The organism is Polycladomyces abyssicola (assembly GCF_018326425.1).
GTDB classification, from domain to species: Bacteria; Bacillota; Bacilli; order Thermoactinomycetales; family JIR-001; genus Polycladomyces; species Polycladomyces abyssicola.
Genome location: NZ_AP024601.1, coordinates 2,239,198 through 2,256,787, shown reverse-complemented (window position 1 = coordinate 2,256,787; position 17,590 = coordinate 2,239,198). Strand labels below are relative to the sequence as shown.

General features: G+C 54.6%; 15 protein-coding genes, 1 other RNA gene and 1 other annotated feature. Of the genes, 14 read left to right on the top strand and 2 right to left on the bottom strand.

Annotation, left to right across the window (positions count from 1 at the left end):
* Positions 1-49 precede the first annotated feature (49 nt).
* Positions 50-967, bottom strand: a complete 918-nt coding sequence (locus tag KI215_RS11360; protein ID WP_212772839.1) for a DMT family transporter — start codon at positions 965-967, stop codon at positions 50-52.
* A gap of 91 nt (positions 968-1,058) precedes the next feature.
* Here KI215_RS11360 and KI215_RS11355 point away from each other — a divergent pair, with 91 nt between their 5' ends.
* From KI215_RS11355 to KI215_RS11335, 5 genes are all read left to right on the top strand, one after another.
* Positions 1,059-1,619 carry a helix-turn-helix domain-containing protein gene (locus KI215_RS11355; RefSeq protein WP_212772838.1) on the top strand — a complete coding sequence of 187 codons (561 nt, stop codon included), beginning with the start codon at positions 1,059-1,061 and terminating at the stop codon, positions 1,617-1,619.
* Between the two features lie 90 nt (positions 1,620-1,709).
* Positions 1,710-1,966: a binding site (T-box leader), on the top strand.
* Between the two features lie 57 nt (positions 1,967-2,023).
* Positions 2,024-3,292: a histidine--tRNA ligase gene (gene hisS / locus KI215_RS11350; protein ID WP_212772837.1), complete on the top strand. Its 1,269-nt coding sequence runs from the start codon at positions 2,024-2,026 to the stop codon at positions 3,290-3,292.
* A gap of 13 nt (positions 3,293-3,305) precedes the next feature.
* A complete protein-coding gene (aspS, locus tag KI215_RS11345; RefSeq protein ID WP_212772836.1) occupies positions 3,306-5,093 on the top strand; it encodes an aspartate--tRNA ligase in 1,788 nt (595 codons plus the stop codon).
* A gap of 124 nt (positions 5,094-5,217) precedes the next feature.
* Positions 5,218-5,399: non-coding RNA, 6S RNA (gene ssrS / locus KI215_RS11340), on the top strand.
* Positions 5,400-5,470: 71 nt separating this feature from the next.
* Positions 5,471-6,046: a 5' nucleotidase, NT5C type gene (locus KI215_RS11335; protein WP_212772835.1), complete on the top strand. Its 576-nt coding sequence runs from the start codon at positions 5,471-5,473 to the stop codon at positions 6,044-6,046.
* Positions 6,047-6,071: 25 nt separating this feature from the next.
* Here KI215_RS11335 and KI215_RS11330 read toward each other — a convergent pair whose 3' ends face one another.
* Positions 6,072-7,418, bottom strand: coding sequence for an AAA family ATPase (locus tag KI215_RS11330; RefSeq protein ID WP_212772834.1), 1,347 nt, complete (start codon positions 7,416-7,418; stop codon positions 6,072-6,074).
* 262 nt (positions 7,419-7,680) lie between these two features.
* Between KI215_RS11330 and cymR the strand changes: the two genes are divergently transcribed.
* The 9 genes from cymR (at position 7,681) to alaS (ending at position 17,547) form a co-directional block, all read left to right on the top strand.
* Positions 7,681-8,100 carry a cysteine metabolism transcriptional regulator CymR gene (gene cymR / locus KI215_RS11325; RefSeq protein ID WP_212772833.1) on the top strand — a complete coding sequence of 140 codons (420 nt, stop codon included), beginning with the start codon at positions 7,681-7,683 and terminating at the stop codon, positions 8,098-8,100.
* Positions 8,101-8,117: 17 nt separating this feature from the next.
* Positions 8,118-9,260, top strand: coding sequence for a cysteine desulfurase family protein (locus tag KI215_RS11320; RefSeq protein WP_212772832.1), 1,143 nt, complete (start codon positions 8,118-8,120; stop codon positions 9,258-9,260).
* A gap of 153 nt (positions 9,261-9,413) precedes the next feature.
* Positions 9,414-9,941, top strand: a complete 528-nt coding sequence (locus tag KI215_RS11315; RefSeq protein ID WP_212772831.1) for a hypothetical protein — start codon at positions 9,414-9,416, stop codon at positions 9,939-9,941.
* 112 nt (positions 9,942-10,053) lie between these two features.
* On the top strand, positions 10,054-12,315 hold the full coding sequence (gene recD2, locus KI215_RS11310; protein ID WP_212772830.1) for an SF1B family DNA helicase RecD2: 2,262 nt from the start codon (positions 10,054-10,056) through the stop codon (positions 12,313-12,315).
* A gap of 49 nt (positions 12,316-12,364) precedes the next feature.
* Complete coding sequence (locus KI215_RS11305; protein ID WP_212772829.1) at positions 12,365-12,862, top strand: PRC-barrel domain-containing protein; 498 nt, start codon at positions 12,365-12,367, stop codon at positions 12,860-12,862.
* A 14-nt stretch (positions 12,863-12,876) separates the two neighbouring features.
* A complete protein-coding gene (locus KI215_RS11300) occupies positions 12,877-13,071 on the top strand; it encodes a hypothetical protein (protein WP_212775174.1) in 195 nt (64 codons plus the stop codon).
* Between the two features lie 19 nt (positions 13,072-13,090).
* The gene (locus tag KI215_RS11295; RefSeq protein WP_212772828.1) at positions 13,091-13,306 is read left to right on the top strand and encodes a hypothetical protein; all 216 of its coding nucleotides are present in this window, start codon (positions 13,091-13,093) and stop codon (positions 13,304-13,306) included.
* A gap of 187 nt (positions 13,307-13,493) precedes the next feature.
* The gene (locus tag KI215_RS11290; RefSeq protein ID WP_246512099.1) at positions 13,494-14,558 is read left to right on the top strand and encodes an AI-2E family transporter; all 1,065 of its coding nucleotides are present in this window, start codon (positions 13,494-13,496) and stop codon (positions 14,556-14,558) included.
* 358 nt (positions 14,559-14,916) lie between these two features.
* On the top strand, positions 14,917-17,547 hold the full coding sequence (gene alaS, locus KI215_RS11285) for an alanine--tRNA ligase (RefSeq protein ID WP_212772826.1): 2,631 nt from the start codon (positions 14,917-14,919) through the stop codon (positions 17,545-17,547).
* The last annotated feature ends 43 nt before the right edge of the window (positions 17,548-17,590 follow it).

The window sequence follows — 17,590 nt, the reverse complement described above, 5'->3', positions numbered from 1 at the left end:
TCGCTCCAACTTGGAACACGAACAAACACTCTGTAACACCAATCCCTTGTTACAAGCGTTCATTTTCTGCATTGCGATGTTCTCTTTGTCTGGAAGGAGAGTTCGCCGCCTGTTTGCCGTAAACGACCAGCAAGACGACCGCCAGCGCTGCGACGGCGGTTTGCCATGTGATCATTTCCCCCAACATCACCGCCGAAAACAAGATCGTGAAAAACGGTTGCAGGTATTGCAGCTGACTTACACGGGCGATGCCGCCTTGGGCCAGTCCGGTATACCAGAAGAAAAAGCCGAGAAATTGGCTCACTATTGCCAAATATAAGAATGCTCCCCATATGCGCAGTGATACGTCCATCATCCCAGGGATGATCATCCACACCGTCGGAACGATGAGCATCGGAAACGAAAGAACCAATGCCCAACTGATCACTTGCCAGCCACCCATCTCACGGGACAGTTTTCCACCCTCCGTATATCCCCAAGCGGCGGACAAGACCGCCCCCAGCAATGCCCAGTCTGCGGTGCGCCATTCGCCCAAACCCGTATCTTGCCATGCAAACCACAACACAATCAGACATCCGCCCGCACTACAGACCCAAAAAAGTCGGGATGGCCGTTCTCCTGCTCGCCATGCGGCCAAACCGGCAGTCGCTAACGGCAGCAAAGCCAAAACGACGGCACCGTGAGAGGAAGGGACACGGGTCATGGCCCATGCACTCAATACAGGAAAGCCGATAATGACACCGAGGGCAACGCCGAAAAGTGGTTGCCATTGACTGCGTTTCGGAAGAGGGGCTCGTTTGACCCACAATAGGATGCCTGCCAAAAGCGCTGCGATCACTGCCCTGCCCAGTCCGACGAAAACAGGGGGCCAATGGGCGACGACCATGCGGGTGAAAGGCAACGTAAGACTGAAACTGACCACACCGATACCACCGTAAAACATCCCTTTGGTAACCGGACGGTTCATTTGTTTTCCCCCATCTTGTATTGATTTGTTTGCTATAGTGTATAATAGTTTATCATGGGGAACAATCCCCCCATGCAAGGATTTGAAGGGAATGAGATTCGTGTCGCTAGGAGACAACATCCGTCATCACCGCATGCAAAAAGGTCTATCCCTGCATGAGCTGTCACGACGGTCCGGAGTCAGTCCATCCATGCTGTCCCAAATCGAGCGCGGGGTGAAAAATCCCACCGTACAGGTGGCATGTCGAATCGCGGAAGCGTTGAGCGTCACGTTGTCGCAACTGTTGGGGGAGGAGCCCCGGCGGCAGACGATCCTGATCCCGAAGCACCGACGTCCCGTATACCGGGAGGAAGAGACGGGGGTCGAACGGCATGTGTTGTCACCTGCATTTCCGTCAAAAGGGGTAGAGTTGGTGATGAATGTGCTCCCGGAAGGAACGGATACCGGTGTGTTTCCGCCCCACCAACCCGGCGTAACGGAAGTGGTATATGTGGAAGAGGGAGAATTGGAAGTGACGTTGGATTCTTCAACCTATCGGCTTGCCGAAGGAGACTCCCTGTACTTCGAGGCGGATGTGTCGCACCGGTTTCAAAACGTGGGGAAAGGACGTTGTCGATACTTTCTCGTGATAGATTCACATACTCGCGACTGATCTCTTGACAAGCCGTTTCCCTTCCATTAAAATTTATTGCTAATCGAGCGAATGAAATGGACGGATATATCCGACGAAAACCCGACACGGTCAACATCGATGAAGGGACAAGTACCCGTCAAACGGGCAGTCAGAGAGAGGACGCCTTGGCTGGAAGCGTCCTTCTGTCACGTGGCGGGGAATGACACCCGGAGGTTTCGGGGCGAACTCCCGTTGGGGGACAGTAGACCCGAACGTTTGCCGAACGTTATATCGGCCTCGAGTGGGAGACGCACCGTTGATGACGGGTGTCTTCAAACAGGGTGGCACCGCGGGTGATGGTGGAAAACCAATCTCTCGTCCCTGACAGTATCGTCAGTGGCGGGAGATTTTTTATTGGGATCGAGAAAAAGGAGGCAGTACCGATGAACGTACGCATTCCTCGCGGCACGGCAGACATCATGCCGGGAGAAGTGGAGAAATGGCAATACGTCGAAGAAAAAGCGCGCGATGTGTGCAGGCGTTATCATTTTTCCGAAATTCGAACGCCGATCTTTGAACACACCGAGTTGTTCCAACGCGGAGTGGGAGAGACGACCGATATTGTCGAGAAGGAGATGTACACATTCGAAGACCGGGGTGGACGTAGTCTCACTCTGCGCCCGGAAGGGACAGCGGCCGTGGTGCGGGCGTTCGTGGAACACAAGGTATATGGTCAGCCTCAGCCGACCAAGTGGTTTTACATCGGACCGATGTTCCGGTACGAGCGGCCGCAGGCGGGGCGGATGCGCCAGTTTCACCAGTTCGGTCTCGAGGTTTTCGGTTCGCATGATCCCGGAACGGATGCCGAGGTGATCGCGCTCGGTGCCCATTTTTTTGAGGCCGTGGGCCTGAAGGGCGTCACCGTTCACCTGAACAGCGTCGGTTGTCCGAAATGCCGACCGGTGCACCGGGAGAAATTGGTGGCTTATCTCACACCCCACAAAGACCGGCTGTGCCGGGATTGCCAGTCGCGATTGGAGCGGAACCCGCTGCGCATCTTGGACTGCAAAAACGAGACCTGTCGGCAGATCACCGAAGGCGCTCCAGCCGTGTTGGACGTGTTGTGCGACGAGTGTGCGCCGCATTTTGAAGCGGTGAAACGGCACCTGGATCTGCTGGGCGTCGATTACACCGTCAATCCTCGGCTGGTGCGCGGATTGGATTATTACACCCGGACGGCGTTTGAATATATGCTGGAAGGGCTGGGTGCGCAAGCATCAACAATCGGTGGCGGCGGACGCTACAACGGTATGGTGGAGGAATTCGGTGGTGGTGACGTGCCCGGCATCGGCTTCGCCACCGGACTGGAGCGTGTGCTGTTGGCATTGGAGGAGCAAGGTGTGACACTCCCGCTGGATCGGAGTCTGGATTGTTTCCTGGTCACGCTGGGAGATGAGGCCCAAGAAAAAGCGGTCACACTTCTGCAATCGCTCCGCAAGGCCGGTTGTTCGGCGGACCGGGATTATCTGGGGCGGAAACTCAAAGCGCAGATGAAGGCGGCGGATCGGATGAATGCCCGATTTGTAGCCATTTTGGGAGAAGAGGAACTGAAACAAAACCAGATTGTGGTCAAGGACATGACCACAGGCGAACAGGAAACGGTCAACCTGGATCAATTCGTCGACTACATCCGCCAGGGAAGCAAGCGGTAGGAGGTATTAAGGGATGGAGAGCGTGCATAAAACGCATCATTGCGGTGAGTTGCGAAAAGAACATGTGGGTCAGGAAGTCGTCCTCAACGGTTGGGTTCATAAACAACGCGATTTCGGCGGATTGATCTTCCTCGATCTTCGCGATCGCTCCGGATTGGTACAAGTGGTGTGCAATCCGGAAACATCGCCCGCCGCTGTGGAAATTGCCCAAAAGGTCCGGAGCGAGTACGTATTGGCGGTCAGAGGAAAAGTGATCAACCGCTCGCCGGAGACGGTCAACCCCAAGCTGGAGACGGGGGAAATCGAGGTGCAGGCCGAGGAGATCGAAATTCTCACCCCGGCCAAAACACCGCCGTTTGTCATTCAAGATCAGGTGGACGTGGACGAACCGGTACGGCTCAAATACCGGTATCTCGATCTCCGGCGGCCGGTGATGCAACAGACGCTGATCCTTCGTCACCGTGCGATGCAAGTGGTGCGCCGTTTCTTGGATGAGCGCGGTTTCATCGAAGTGGAAACACCCATGTTGACCAAGAGCACACCGGAAGGCGCACGTGACTATCTGGTTCCTAGTCGGGTACATCCGGGCGAATTCTACGCTTTGCCCCAATCGCCTCAATTGTTCAAACAGCTCTTGATGGTAGCGGGGATGGAGCGGTACTTCCAGATTGCCCGATGTTTCCGGGATGAGGATTTGCGGGCAGACCGGCAACCCGAATTTACCCAGATCGATATCGAAGCGTCGTTCCTGCCGCAGGAAGCCTTCCTGGAGATGATGGAAGAGATGGTGGCGACGCTCTTCCGTGAAACGATCGGGGTGGAGGTGGAGCGTCCCTTCCCGCGGATCACTTATCGGGAGGCGATGGAGAAATACGGTTCGGACAAACCGGACCTGCGTTTTGGCATGGAACTCGTCGACCTGTCCGAGATCGTGAGAAACAGCGGATTTAAGGTGTTTTCCTCCACAGTGGCCGCAGGCGGCCAGGTCAAAGCGATCAATGTCAAAGGATGTGCGGGCTGGAGCCGAAAAGAGATCGACAGCTGGGGAGAAACGGCACAACAGCTGGGAGCCAAAGGTCTCGCCTGGCTGGCAGTAAAAGAGGAGGGGCGCAAAGGTCCTGTCGCCAAATTCCTGAGCGAGGAAGAATGGGATCGTATTCGCGAGGCGACCGAAGCAGAAACGGGCGACTTGCTTCTGTTCGTGGCCGACCGGCCCCAAGTGGTGGCCCATGTATTGGGCGAACTGCGGCTGAAGCTGGGTAAACATCTGAACTTGATCGACCCGAACGCATACCGGTTCGCTTGGATCACTGAATTTCCGCTGCTGGAATATGACGAGGAAACGAAACGGTACTACGCGATGCACCATCCATTCACCATGCCGGTGGAAGAGGATATTCCGTTGTTGAAAACCGACCCAGGCCGCGTTCGGGCGCAAGCGTACGACATGGTGCTCAACGGATATGAGATCGGCGGGGGCAGCCAACGGATCCACCGTCGGGAAGTGCAGGAGGCCATGTTTGAAGCGTTGGGTCTGTCAATGGACGAAGCGCGGGAAAAATTCGGTTTCTTGCTGGAAGCCTTTGAATACGGGGCACCGCCGCACGGTGGCATCGCCTTCGGATTCGATCGTTTGGTGATGCTGTTGGCGGGCCGGAGTAACCTGCGGGACTGCATCGCGTTCCCGAAAACGGCCAGCGCCAGCTGCCTGATGACGGAAGCACCGTCGCCGGTTGATGAACGGCAATTGGACGAATTGCACATCACCGTACGAGAAGAAGTGACCCAAAAGGCAGAATAGGGTTTGTCCGGTCATCCCATCTCCATTAGGGCGTGTCTGGTAAATTCGTTTCCTTAGACACGCTCTATTGGGAAGAATGGTGCTTGAATAAGGGGAAACGATGTGGTAACATATAAGCACGATAAGAGCCCTGCGATGTACGTGAACCACCGAAAGTTTTGAGCCAACACCATTACAAAAGGGAGCCCGGCGTCGTCTGGGGGAGCGGAAGCCTCCGGGGAGAGGACCCGTGAACTCAGGCGCAGGGCACCCACCTGCGAGAGAGCAGGTTCAAAACTAAGGGAGCCACGGCATAATGGGGCTCTTTTTTTATTTCATAAGTTTTTTGGTTCCGGGGAAGACTGAACGATGTTATCGCTGCAACGAGGAGGGGGAAGATGAAAATCGGCGTCGACATCGACGGGACCATCAAAGATACACAATCGGCCGCCGTCCAAGTGTACAACGAGGCACTCAACCGCAAAATAAAACGGGAGGACGTCAAGGAGTTTCACTTGGACAAGGCTTACGGTTTGAGCAAAAAAGAAGGCGCCCACCTGTGGCGCAAGCTGGAACACAAAATCTACTCTCTGGCCGTTCCGCTTCCCGATGCGGCTGAAGTTTTGACCCAATTGCAGCAACAGGGTCACGAGATCCACTTCATCACTGCACGTCCAGGGAAGCCGAATATTGTGGATATCACGAAAAAGTGGTTAAAAAAGCATGGTTTCCCCTACAATGGCGAGAATCTGAACATGAGTGCGCAAAACAAGGCGGAAGTGGCCCGGCGTCTTGGCATCGAACTGTTTTTTGAAGACGCGCCGCAACATCTGGACCGTTTGGTGGAGGCGGGAATTCCGACCGTCATCGTCGACGCGGTGTACAATCGGAATTACCCCCATGATTTGCCGCGCATTACCAGTTGGAAGCAGGTATTTGCCTTGGTGGAGCAGATGGAAGCGCGACGCGTCTGAGATGAGAGAAAACCATCTTTCGCCCTCAATTTTCCCGATCCGTCCCTTTCCCCGACTCTCCTTTCATCCAACGAAGAAACTGTTGCAATTTCCCTTCATAACCCATATCGGTCGGGTGATAAAACGTTTTGCCGACATGTTCGTCCGGTAAATATTGTTGCGGGACGTAACCACGCGGATAATTGTGCGGATATTGATAGCCGATGCCCCGATTTTGTCCTTTGGCGCCAGGGAAATGGGCATCCCGCAAATGCGGGGGGACTTCCCCGCGTGATTCCTTTTTCACCGCTTCCATCGCTTCATTGATCCCGCGAACGACGGCATTGCTTTTGGGAGCGGTGGCAATGTAGATGACGGCTTGTGCCAGCGGGATTTGTGCTTCCGGCATGCCAATGAATTCCACCGCATGTGCAGCCGCCGAGGCGATCAATAGCGCTCGCGGATCGGCCATTCCCACGTCTTCCGCTGCATGGATAAACACCCGTCGGGCGATAAACCGGGGATCTTCCCCGGCCTGGATCATTTTGGCCAGATAATACAATGCGGCATCGGGGTCGGAACCGCGCATGCTCTTGATGAAAGCGGAGACGGTGTCATAATGTTGGTCCCCGCTTTTGTCATAGCGGATCACTTTTCGTTGGATGGACTCCTCCGCTACTTCCAATGTGATGCGTCGGACACCGTCTTCATCCGGATCGGTGGTAAGGACAGCCAGTTCGATGGCATTGAGGGCGTTGCGCGCATCACCGCCTGCCATCCGCACAATGTGCTGCAAAGCAGCTTCTTCCACTTCAACGCGGTATGCGCCCAATCCGCGATGTTCATCCGCCAGCGCCCGACGGATCAGGGTCATCAGATCCTCTTCTCCGATTGGATGCAGCTGAAAGAGGCGTGATCGGGACAACAAGGCCGGATTGACTTCGAAAGACGGATTTTCCGTCGTTGCTCCGATCAGGATGATGGTGCCGTCTTCCACCGAAGGTAACAGAGCATCTTGCTGTGACTTGTTGAAGCGGTGGATTTCGTCGATAAACAGCACCGTTTTCTGCCCGTACATACCCAAGCGCTCCTGTGCCTCCTGAATGAGACGACGGATATCCGAAACCCCGGCTGTGACCGCGTTGATCTGTTCAAAATGGGCACTGGTGGTATTGGCGATCACGCGGGCCAATGTGGTTTTTCCCGTTCCGGGCGGACCGTACAGGATGAGCGAGCTAAGCTGATCCGCTTCGATGGCCCGGCGGAGCAGCCTGCCCTTGCCGATGATATGGGATTGGCCCACGATTTCGTCCAATGTGCGCGGCCGCATGCGGGCAGCCAACGGAGCGCGTTTTTCCGATTCCTGTTGTCGTCCGTATTCAAACAGATCCATCGCACTTCTCCTCTTCAATTCTCTGCAACTTCCTGATTACAGGGTACAAGAACAAGCGTTCTAGATCAACTTCGGTTTCATTCACCAGGACGTGAGCTGAAGAAAATCATGGGCATTTTTCTCTAAGCAGATATACACTAGGATCTGATATATCGGACCATAATAAGAATAATCAACGAAGCAGATTGGACGGATTTGGCGAGTTTCGGTACAATTTGGGGAGAGCGAAGATGGGACTGAAACGAGGAAGAGGTGTGAATCGGTGAAAGTGTCCACCAAAGGACGATACGGATTAACCATCATGATGGATTTGGCCCGGCGATACGGAGAAGGACCGACATCACTGAAAAGTGTCGCAGAACGCCATCAGCTGTCAGAACACTATTTGGAACAATTGATTTCTCCCCTGCGTAATGCCGGTTTGGTACGCAGTGTACGTGGAGCGTATGGGGGATACATACTGGCACGGCCTCCGGAGGAGATCACCGCAGGGGATGTGATTCGCGTTTTGGAGGGACCTATCTCTCCGGTGGAGTTTTCCGAAGAGGACGATCCGGCCCGTCGAGACTTGTGGAAACGCATTCGGGATGCGATTGCCGATGTGTTAGACAACACGACGTTGGCCGATTTGATCCATTACACCCCGGATGGACAAAGTGACGCATATATGTTTTATATTTAAAACAGCAGGTGAGGACGATGTCGATTTATTTGGATCATGCGGCTACAACGCCCATCCATCCTAAAGTGAAAGAAGCGATGCTTCCTTTTTTGGAAGACCACTTCGGCAATCCCTCCAGTATCCACGCTTACGGTCGGACCGTACGACAGGCGATTGATCGCGCTCGTGATCAAGTGGCGGCATCGATCCATGCTGATCCCGGTCAACTGATCTTTACCAGCGGGGGAACCGAGGCGGATAATCTGGCGTTGATCGGTGTGGCGATGGCCATGCGGGAGAAAGGGAAAGATCGGGTCATCACCACAACGGTGGAGCATCATGCAGTGTTGGACACGTGCCAGTATTTGGAAAAAATCGGGTTTCAGGTCATCTATGTACCGGTGGATCGATATGGACGCGTACAGACAGAGGAGTTGAAGCGGGCCATCGATGACCGTACCGCCATCATCAGTGTCATGTACGGCAATAATGAAGTGGGCACCCTGCAACCGATCGAGGAGATCGGGCAAATCGCCAAAGAGCGGGGCGTCTGGTTTCACACTGACGCCGTTCAGGCTCTGGGATCGGAACCGCTGGATGTGCGCAAGCTGCCGGTGGATCTGCTCTCGTTGTCCAGTCACAAAATTAACGGGCCCAAAGGTGTAGGTGCGTTGTATATCGGGCGGAAGGTGCCGCTGCAGCCGCAAATGCACGGCGGTATGCAGGAGCGCAGAAGGAGAGCCGGCACGGAAAATGTGATCGGGATCGTCGGCTTCGGGCAAGCAGCCGAACTGGCGATGGCCAACCGGGAGGAACATCGCGACACAGCACAACGCTGCCGGGAAGCGATGTTGGAAACGTGGCGTCAGGAGGGCATCTCTTTTGTCGTCAACGGCCACCCGGAACATTATCTGCCTCATGTGCTCAATGTCAGTTTCCCTGGAGCAGAAACCGAAACCCTGCTGATGAACCTGGACCTGGAAGGGATCGCGTGCTCCAGTGGTTCGGCTTGCACATCGGGAACATTGGAGGTTTCTCACGTGTTGAAAGCGATGGGCTTGCCCGACGAGCTTTTGCGTTCTGCGATCCGGTTCAGTTTCGGTTGGGGCAATACGGTTGAACAGGTGACGGAAGCGGCAAAAACGGTCGCCCGCGTCGTCCGTCGTCTCACCGAGCAGTGAGTCGCTTTTTGCAGGGCACAGTTGGAGCGATTCGGGAAAGCGAGCGGACCGACTCATAGATACAACCTCGACCACTTTGTCAGCAATTTTAGTGTTTCGCCGCAAGGCGAAACACTTCTTTTATCCGAAAAAACAGGGAAGGGAGAACCAGAGATGAAAAAAGATGGGGATGTCATCAACGGAATGGATGATTGGGAATCTACCTTGGACAATATCGATTGGAAAGAAGTCTTGCAGGAAATCGACAGTGCCTTGTTGGACAATTTGGCGGCGGAGTTGGGATTTCGATCCTATGAATTACTGAAACGGGCTTCGCAGATGTTGACACCCGATTATTACCTGATCCATCTGTCCGATGGCCGATGGGGATTGTGGAGTCCGACGCACTACAAACACCAGGACCCGATCTTCGCTCACAGCCGGGAAGAAATGTTTGCCCTCATCCAAGACGGATTTCAATTGCCCAACGAGGAAGCGGTGCAATATGTGCAGGAGACGCTGGATTCCGTCCGACAGACGCAACGTTGCATCCAATGTGGTTTTGAATTCGACCCGGGGGATCCGCTGCGGGAGGAATGGGGAATGGAAAGCGGAGTGAAAGCACCCGAGCAGTTTTGTTCCCCCGAATGCGCGATGGAAAGCGTAGTGAAACAGTTAAAGAAGGACCATGGATGGGAATAACGCTGGATTTTGCGAATTTGTGATGAAAAGTTTGCTTTTTCTCTGGCTTTTGGCATTCTTTACCCACTATACTGGTATCAGAATGGTTGTTCGGTAAGAGGTGCGAAAAAGCATGCAACAGTCCGGGCTCGACCTTTGGGGAGAACAGTATCTCAAAGGTGCCGTCATCCAGGAGATCTACCACAATGAAGAAAACGGCTTCGGGGTGTACCTGTTGAAAATCCTTGAAGCTTCGGAGCTGACGGACCAATCGGAAACCGTCGTGGTGGGCCATCTATTTCGCCCGCATCCGGATGAAGTGTTGACCTGTTACGGACAATGGGTGCAACACCCCAAATATGGGCGGCAGTTTCAGGTTCAACGGGTGAAAAAGGAATGGCCCCAATCCGAAGAAGCCGTCGTCAAATATCTGTCCAGCGGACTTTTTCCCGGTGTCGGCAGAAAAACGGCGGAAAAAATCGTCCAACATCTCGGGCCGGCGGCACTGGAGAAGATCAGCTCCAACCCGGATATTTTGGCGGATATCCCGGGGGTGACTCCGGCACGGGCCCGGACCATCGCCGACAACATCCGGGAGAACCAGGCCTTGGAACAGGCGATGGTGTATTTGTACGAGTTCGGGATCGGGCCCGCTTTGGCCTTGAAAATCGTACAGACATACAAAGAAGAGACAATGGCTGTCCTGCGTGAAAATCCGTACCGACTGATCGAAGATGTCGAAGGGGTCGGTTTTCGTCGTGCGGATGAAATCGCCCGTCAAGCAGGAGTGGCACAGGATTCCCCAGCCCGATTTCAGGCGGCGGTATTGTACGCCGTCAAAGAAGCTGCATACACTTACGGGCATGTCTATGTGACCCCGGAACAGCTGTTGGCGGAAGTGAAAGAGCTGCTCGGAGAAGACGCCTCTCTGTTTGATGATCGTGCCCGTCAGTTGCTGGATCAAATGGTGGAAGAAGAACGGTTGGTGGAAGCGGAAGGACATTTCTATCTGCCGTCTCTGTATTATGCGGAGCACGGCTTCGCTTTGCGTGTAAGGCTGTTGATGGAACAGGAAGTACCTACTTTCCCGGTACAGGAAATCTATCGGGCGATCGGTGAGTTGGAAGAGGAGTTGGGGGTGGCGTATGCCGACCGGCAACGGGACGCGATGATGAAAGCAGTTTCTTCCCCTTTGATGATTTTGACAGGGGGACCCGGCACCGGCAAGACCACTGTCATACGCGGGATTTGTCATCTGTTTGCCCGTTTGCACGAGTGCTCGCTTGATCCAGTCGTTTACGAAGGGACCGACCGGCCTTACCCGATCCGACTGGTTGCACCCACGGGCAGAGCAGCGAAGCGAATGTCGGAAGCAACAGGCCTGCCGGCGATGACGATCCACCGACTGCTGGGATGGAGAGGAGACTTTTTTGAGCGAAATGCGGACAATCCCATCGAGGGATCGTTGCTGATCGTCGACGAGGTGTCGATGATGGATATCTGGTTGGCCAATCAATTGTTCCGGGCGATTCCCAAAGGCATGCAAGTGGTGTTGGTAGGGGATCAGGATCAACTCCCCTCTGTCGGTCCCGGCCAGGTACTTCAACATCTGTTGCAGGTAGAGGACATTCCGCGCGTGGAGCTGACGGAGATCTTCCGGCAGGAAGAAGGTTCTTCCATCATTACGTTAGCACACGCCTTGAAAAAGGGGGAAGTCCCGGCCGATCTGGTCCGCCCCATGCCGGATCGACGTTTTTTTCCCTGTACCCAGGAACAAGTCGTCGATGTGGTGCTCCAAACGTACCAACAAGCCATTAAAAAGGGCTATACGCTGTTTGACGTGCAGGTATTGGCCCCGATGTACAAAGGTCCCGCCGGCGTCAATCGCATCAACAGGGCGATTCAGGAAGCGGTCAATCCCAAACGGGATGGCGTCCGGGAAATCACCTGGGGTGAAACCGTTTTCCGTATTGGGGACAAAGTACTCCAGCTTGTCAACCACCCGGAACATCCCATTTACAACGGGGATATGGGTATCATCATCGCGATCGAGGAAACGGCGGCGACTGACGAACCGGTCTGTTGGGTGCGGTTTGATCGAATGGAAGTGCCATACAAACGCAACCAACTGAATCAGCTTTCATTGGCCTACGCTTGTTCCGTCCACAAAGCACAAGGATCGGAGTTTCCCATCGTCATTTTCCCCGTGGTCCACGCCTACAGAAGAATGCTGAGGCGCAACCTGATCTACACGGCGGTAACACGCAGCAAATCGTATCTGATCTTGTGCGGAGAACGGGAAGCCATTCGCATGGGTGCCCAGCAAACTCGGGGGGATGAGCGCAACAGCGCTCTGGTCCAATTGTTGCGACGTTGGCATCAACCCCCAGCGTAGGTCCCGGATGGCAAATGCATACTAAGGAAAGCGAAAGGAGGAACTCCTTTTGCGAAAATCCCAAGATGTCATCGGTTTGCCGGTGTATCATGCGCAAACAGGTCGGCATTTGGGTACCGTCCGGGACCTGCTGTTTGATGAAATGCAACGGTTTTGCGGGCTGTTGCTGGAGGACGGCGGTGTATTCAAACCTGGACGGTATCTCCCTTCCGAACTGATTGGTGCCATCGGTACGGATGCGGTGATGGCGGACAGCGAACCAATCCCCTACTCCTCACCTCAAGCGCTCCAGCGATGGACGGGCATGTTGACGGGACAGCGAAAATTGCGTGGACGACCTGTGATGACGGAACAGGGCCAGGCATTGGGAATGGTGGAGGACGTCTATTTTTTGGAAAATGCGGGAACGCTGGTAGGGTACGAACTGTCCGACGGTTGGTGGTCCGATTGGCGGGAGGGACGGAAAGTCCTTCGCGCCCCGTGCCCTTTGATTTGGGGAGAAGAGATTTTGATCGCCCCCGCCGTCGGTTGGCAAATGGATGAGTGAAAGTAGGGGAGAACATGCTTCGCTGTCCCAGTTGCAATTCCCATGATCTGGGTAAAGTGGGCACCAATCAGTTCTACTGCTGGAACTGTTTTGTCGAACTCACAGTTGCCGGCGGCGAGATTTCCGCAGTCTTCCAAGTGGAAGAAGACGGCAGTCTCAGCTCGCTGAATGACCTGTTCCTGGATGAATCCGATCAAGCCGCCCTTTAGGGGGAAAGGAGGATTGGCTATGATGCGTCGAATCCTTTCCGCTTTGGCGGTCGGCACCGTTCTCACTTGGATTGCCGGTCGTATGACGGGCCGAATCGGTCCGATGCGCGGCAGACGGTGGATGGCCCGAATTTGGCAGATGATCCCGTTAAAGCGCATGCGCACCAATTTGGCGCTGAGTCGAATTTTCATGCAGGTCTTAGGCAAACAGATGGTCCGTCGCTGGGCCCGATAACCGTCCTTTTCCCTCCTCCGCCAACTCTTCCCGGATGGACGTGAACGGGAAGGGCGAAATACCGGGTGGGACCGTCCTATTCTCGATGAAGAGGGGGACCGCGTCCCACCTTTTCCATATCGTCATACATATTTCTGTGGGACGAGATACTATACTGTTATCAGAAGATCCCGGGGAGGTGGGATCGGTGGAGCGCCTCACGCGACAACGGGCCTTGTACATATCCGTGCTGACGTTGGTGATCTTGGGCATCATTTTTTTGCTTGTGCAGATCGGACCGTGGCTGCAAGGGCTGGCGGGATTTCTGAAAGCCGTATTGACTCCCTTTTTGTTTGCGGTGGTCATCTCCTATCTGTTGCACCCGATTGTCACCATGCTGAGCGAACGGGGCGTTCCCCGATCGGTGGCCGTACTTCTGATATACACATTGTTTATCGCTTCGATCGTGGTCGTCGTGATGAATCTGGTGCCGATGTTCGATCAGCAGCTGGAAGAGCTGGCCGAACATTTGCCCCAATGGAATCAGCAGATCCGGAGCTGGATTGATCAGTACGATAACAATAAACAAGTATTGCCACACAGTGTACAGATCGGGATCGAGCGATCACTGGACCGATTGGAACAATCGGTTGCCGACGGGATTGGGAATTGGTTGAGCGGCATCGGCAGTACCCTCAACCAGGTGATGATTGCGTTGGTGGTTCCGTTTCTCGCTTTTTATATGCTGAAGGACACGCAATTGATCGAACGCAGCATGTTGGCCTTCTTTCCCGTGCGCCATCACAAAAATATTCTCCGTTTGTTTCGGGACATCGACACGGCGTTGGGGAATTATATCCGTGGTCAGTTGTTGGTTTGCCTGGTAGTGGGCGTATTGGCATACATTGGTTACCGCTGGATCGGTTTGCCGTACCCCCTCCTGTTGGCGTCGTCAGTGGCGGTATTCAATGTGGTACCGTATCTGGGACCGTTTCTCGGAGCAATTCCAGCGATCTTGGTCGCGTTGGCCATCTCCAAAAAGATGGTCGTCTCTGTTTTGCTCATCAATCTGGTCATTCAAATGTTGGAGGGGAACGTGATTTCGCCACAAATTGTGGGCCGTACCCTTCACCTGCATCCGCTGTTGATCATTTTTGCTCTGTTGGCAGGAGGAGAGGTAGGTGGAATTTGGGGCATGATATTGGCCGTTCCCTTTTTTGCCGTATGCAAAGTGATCATCGAACACGTGACTCGTCATGTGATCCACCGTTGACAGGCAAGCGGAGTCGTGAGAGAACGGTTCAAGAGAGTTTGAAAACGGCGCAATTCGTGTAGTATAATGAAGGACGAGCATGATCTTCCAAGTGATCAAAAGCGATGACGGAACCGAGTGAACCAACTCCCCCGTTTCAGAGAGGAAGGCCCGCGGCTGAAAGGCGTTCCCGGTGTGGAAGGTGCACGGCCAGTTCCCGAGTGCAGGCAAACCCTGCCGGCGAAAGCCGTTATCCTTTGACGAGCGACCGTCAGCATCATGCGGGCGGTAATCGGGGTGGTACCGCGGGAAAACCTTCTCGTCCCTGGGACGGGAGGGTTTTTTGTATTTTGCGAGTCAACCGTAGGAGGGAAATCAAATGAAGGCGGCCGAAATACGGAAAAAGTTTCTGGATTTCTTCGTGGAGAAAGGGCACAAAGTAGAGCCCAGCGCTTCGTTGGTGCCGGTGGATGATCCGTCCCTTTTGTGGATCAACAGCGGCGTGGCCACGTTGAAAAAATACTTCGACGGCAGGTTGACGCCGGACAACCCGCGCATCGTCAACGCGCAAAAATCGATCCGTACCAACGATATCGAAAACGTCGGGTACACCGCTCGTCACCATACGTTTTTTGAGATGCTGGGCAATTTCTCTATTGGGGATTACTTCAAGGAGGAAGCTATCCTTTGGGCATGGGAGTTTTTGACGGATCCCAAATGGATGGGGTTGGACCCCGATCGTCTGTCAGTCACCATTCACCCGGAAGATGACGAGGCTTACCGAATTTGGCGGGAAAAAGTGGGTATCCCCGATGAGCGCATAGTCAAACTGGAATCCAACTTCTGGGATATCGGTGAAGGGCCGAGCGGACCCAATACGGAGATTTTTTATGATCGCGGCGAGCATCTGTGTGATCCGAGCGATCCGGAGTGCTATCCGGGCGGGGAAAACGAGCGGTATCTCGAAATCTGGAACCTGGTCTTTTCTCAGTACAACCACAACCCGGACGGCACCTACACACCGCTGCCGAAGAAAAATATCGATACCGGAATGGGCCTGGAGCGGATGGCCTCGGTGATGCAGGACGTACCGACCAACTATGACACAGATCTGTTCCAGCCGATCATTCAGGCCACGTGCCGGGAAGCAGGAGTGGAGTACGGAAAAGATAAGGAAACGGACGTGGCGCTCAAAGTGATCGCCGATCACATACGTACCGTCGTGTTCGCTGTGGGCGACGGCGTACTGCCTTCCAACGAAGGTCGCGGATACGTGTTGCGCCGCTTGTTGCGCCGTGCGGTGCGCTATGGACGGAAGTTGGGAGTCGACCGCCCGTTCCTGTACCAATTGACCGGTGTCGTCGCCGAGATCATGAAAGATTACTATCCAGAACCCTTGGAGAAACAGGCGTTTATTGAGCGCGTCATCCGTGGGGAAGAGGAACGGTTTTTGGAAACTCTGTCGGAAGGACTGCACATTTTGGCACAGGTGGTGGAACAGGTCCGGGAGGAAGGTACCGGCCGCATCTCCGGTCAGGATGCTTTCAAGTTGTATGACACGTACGGTTTCCCGGTGGATCTGACCGAAGACTTCGCCCGGGAACACGGGTTGGAAGTGGATCGGGAAGGCTTCGAACGGGCGATGGAGGAACAACGCGAACGCGCCCGGGCCGCCCGGCAGGACGTGGACAGCATGCAGGTGCAGGGCGGAGCGCTCGCAGAGTTGGACGTAGAGAGCACCTTTGTCGGCTATACCCGTTTGCAGACGGATACGCGAGTGGCCGCGTTGGTGCATGATGACCAGTTGGTGGATATGGTGGGCACAGGCGAAACCTGCCTCGTTGTGTTGGAAGAAACGCCGTTCTATGCAGAAAGCGGGGGACAGGTGGCCGACAAGGGTTGGATTCGAAGTGACAGCGCCCGCCTGCGCGTGGAAGACGTGCAAAAAGGTCCCCGCGGTGAACACCTGCATACCGTTCGCGTGGAAGAAGGCGTCATCCGTAAAGGCGACCGTGTAACGGCGGAAATCGAGGAAGAAAAACGGGCGGATATCGTCAAGAACCACACGGCTACCCACTTGTTGCACCGGGCGTTGAAAGACGTGCTGGGTGAACACGTCAACCAGGCCGGATCGTTGGTGGCACCCGATCGTCTTCGTTTCGATTTCACGCATATCGGTGCCATGACGGAAGAAGAGATCAGGAAAGTGGAACGGTTGGTCAATGAGCATGTCTGGGCCAACACAGAAGTGGAAACGTTCCACAAACCGCTCGCCGAAGCGAAGGCGATGGGGGCCATGGCCCTGTTTGGTGAAAAATACGGAGAGATCGTACGCGTTGTCCGTGTGGGTGACTACAGCTTGGAGCTGTGCGGCGGTACACACGTCAATCGTACGGGTGAGATCGGATTGTTCAAGATTGTGAGCGAAAGCGGCATCGGTTCCGGCACGCGGCGGATCGAAGCGGTTACCGGTCGCCATGCGTTCCGCTACTTGGAGGGGCAACTGCAGCTGTTGCACGAAGCGGCCGAACGTCTCAAAGCGCGTCCTTCCGAAGTAGTCGAACGGTTGGATGCCTTGCAAGCCCGATTCAAGGAATTGAGCCGTGAAAACGAGTCGCTCCGGGCCAAACTGGGCCGGATGGAAGCCCAACAATTGACCGATCAGGTACAGGAAGTTGCCGGGGTACCTGTTTTGGCCGCACGCGTTTCCGTTTCCGACATGGACGGTTTGCGTCAAATGGTTGATGATTTGCGGAACCGGATGAAAGAATGCGTGGTGGTATTGGGTGCGGTCAATGGGGATAAAGTACAATTAGTGGCTGCCGTGACACCTTCCTATGTGAAAGCCGGACTGCATGCCGGAAAGTTGATCAAGGAAGTTGCTGCCAAATGCGGTGGTGGAGGCGGCGGACGTCCCGACATGGCACAGGCTGGCGGCAAGCAACCCGAAAAATTGAACGATGCTCTCCGTTTGGTTCCGGATCTTGTACGGCAACAGGTGGAAGCCTAATAAAGCAAATAAAGGAAATCCGTTCTGTTGGGGCGAAGTAAAG

Excerpts from the sequence above, each read along its gene's own strand:
- KI215_RS11360 (WP_212772839.1), bottom strand. The coding sequence starts at position 967 with ATGAACCGTCCGGTTACCAAAGGGATGTTTTACGGTGGTATCGGTGTG.
- KI215_RS11355 (WP_212772838.1), top strand. The coding sequence starts at position 1,059 with ATGAGATTCGTGTCGCTAGGAGACAACATCCGTCATCACCGCATGCAA.
- hisS (WP_212772837.1), top strand. The coding sequence starts at position 2,024 with ATGAACGTACGCATTCCTCGCGGCACGGCAGACATCATGCCGGGAGAA.
- aspS (WP_212772836.1), top strand. The coding sequence starts at position 3,306 with ATGGAGAGCGTGCATAAAACGCATCATTGCGGTGAGTTGCGAAAAGAA.
- KI215_RS11335 (WP_212772835.1), top strand. The coding sequence starts at position 5,471 with ATGAAAATCGGCGTCGACATCGACGGGACCATCAAAGATACACAATCG.
- KI215_RS11330 (WP_212772834.1), bottom strand. The coding sequence starts at position 7,418 with ATGGATCTGTTTGAATACGGACGACAACAGGAATCGGAAAAACGCGCT.
- KI215_RS11320 (WP_212772832.1), top strand. The coding sequence starts at position 8,118 with ATGTCGATTTATTTGGATCATGCGGCTACAACGCCCATCCATCCTAAA.
- KI215_RS11315 (WP_212772831.1), top strand. The coding sequence starts at position 9,414 with ATGAAAAAAGATGGGGATGTCATCAACGGAATGGATGATTGGGAATCT.
- recD2 (WP_212772830.1), top strand. The coding sequence starts at position 10,054 with ATGCAACAGTCCGGGCTCGACCTTTGGGGAGAACAGTATCTCAAAGGT.
- KI215_RS11300 (WP_212775174.1), top strand. The coding sequence starts at position 12,877 with ATGCTTCGCTGTCCCAGTTGCAATTCCCATGATCTGGGTAAAGTGGGC.
- KI215_RS11295 (WP_212772828.1), top strand. The coding sequence starts at position 13,091 with ATGATGCGTCGAATCCTTTCCGCTTTGGCGGTCGGCACCGTTCTCACT.
- alaS (WP_212772826.1), top strand. The coding sequence starts at position 14,917 with ATGAAGGCGGCCGAAATACGGAAAAAGTTTCTGGATTTCTTCGTGGAG.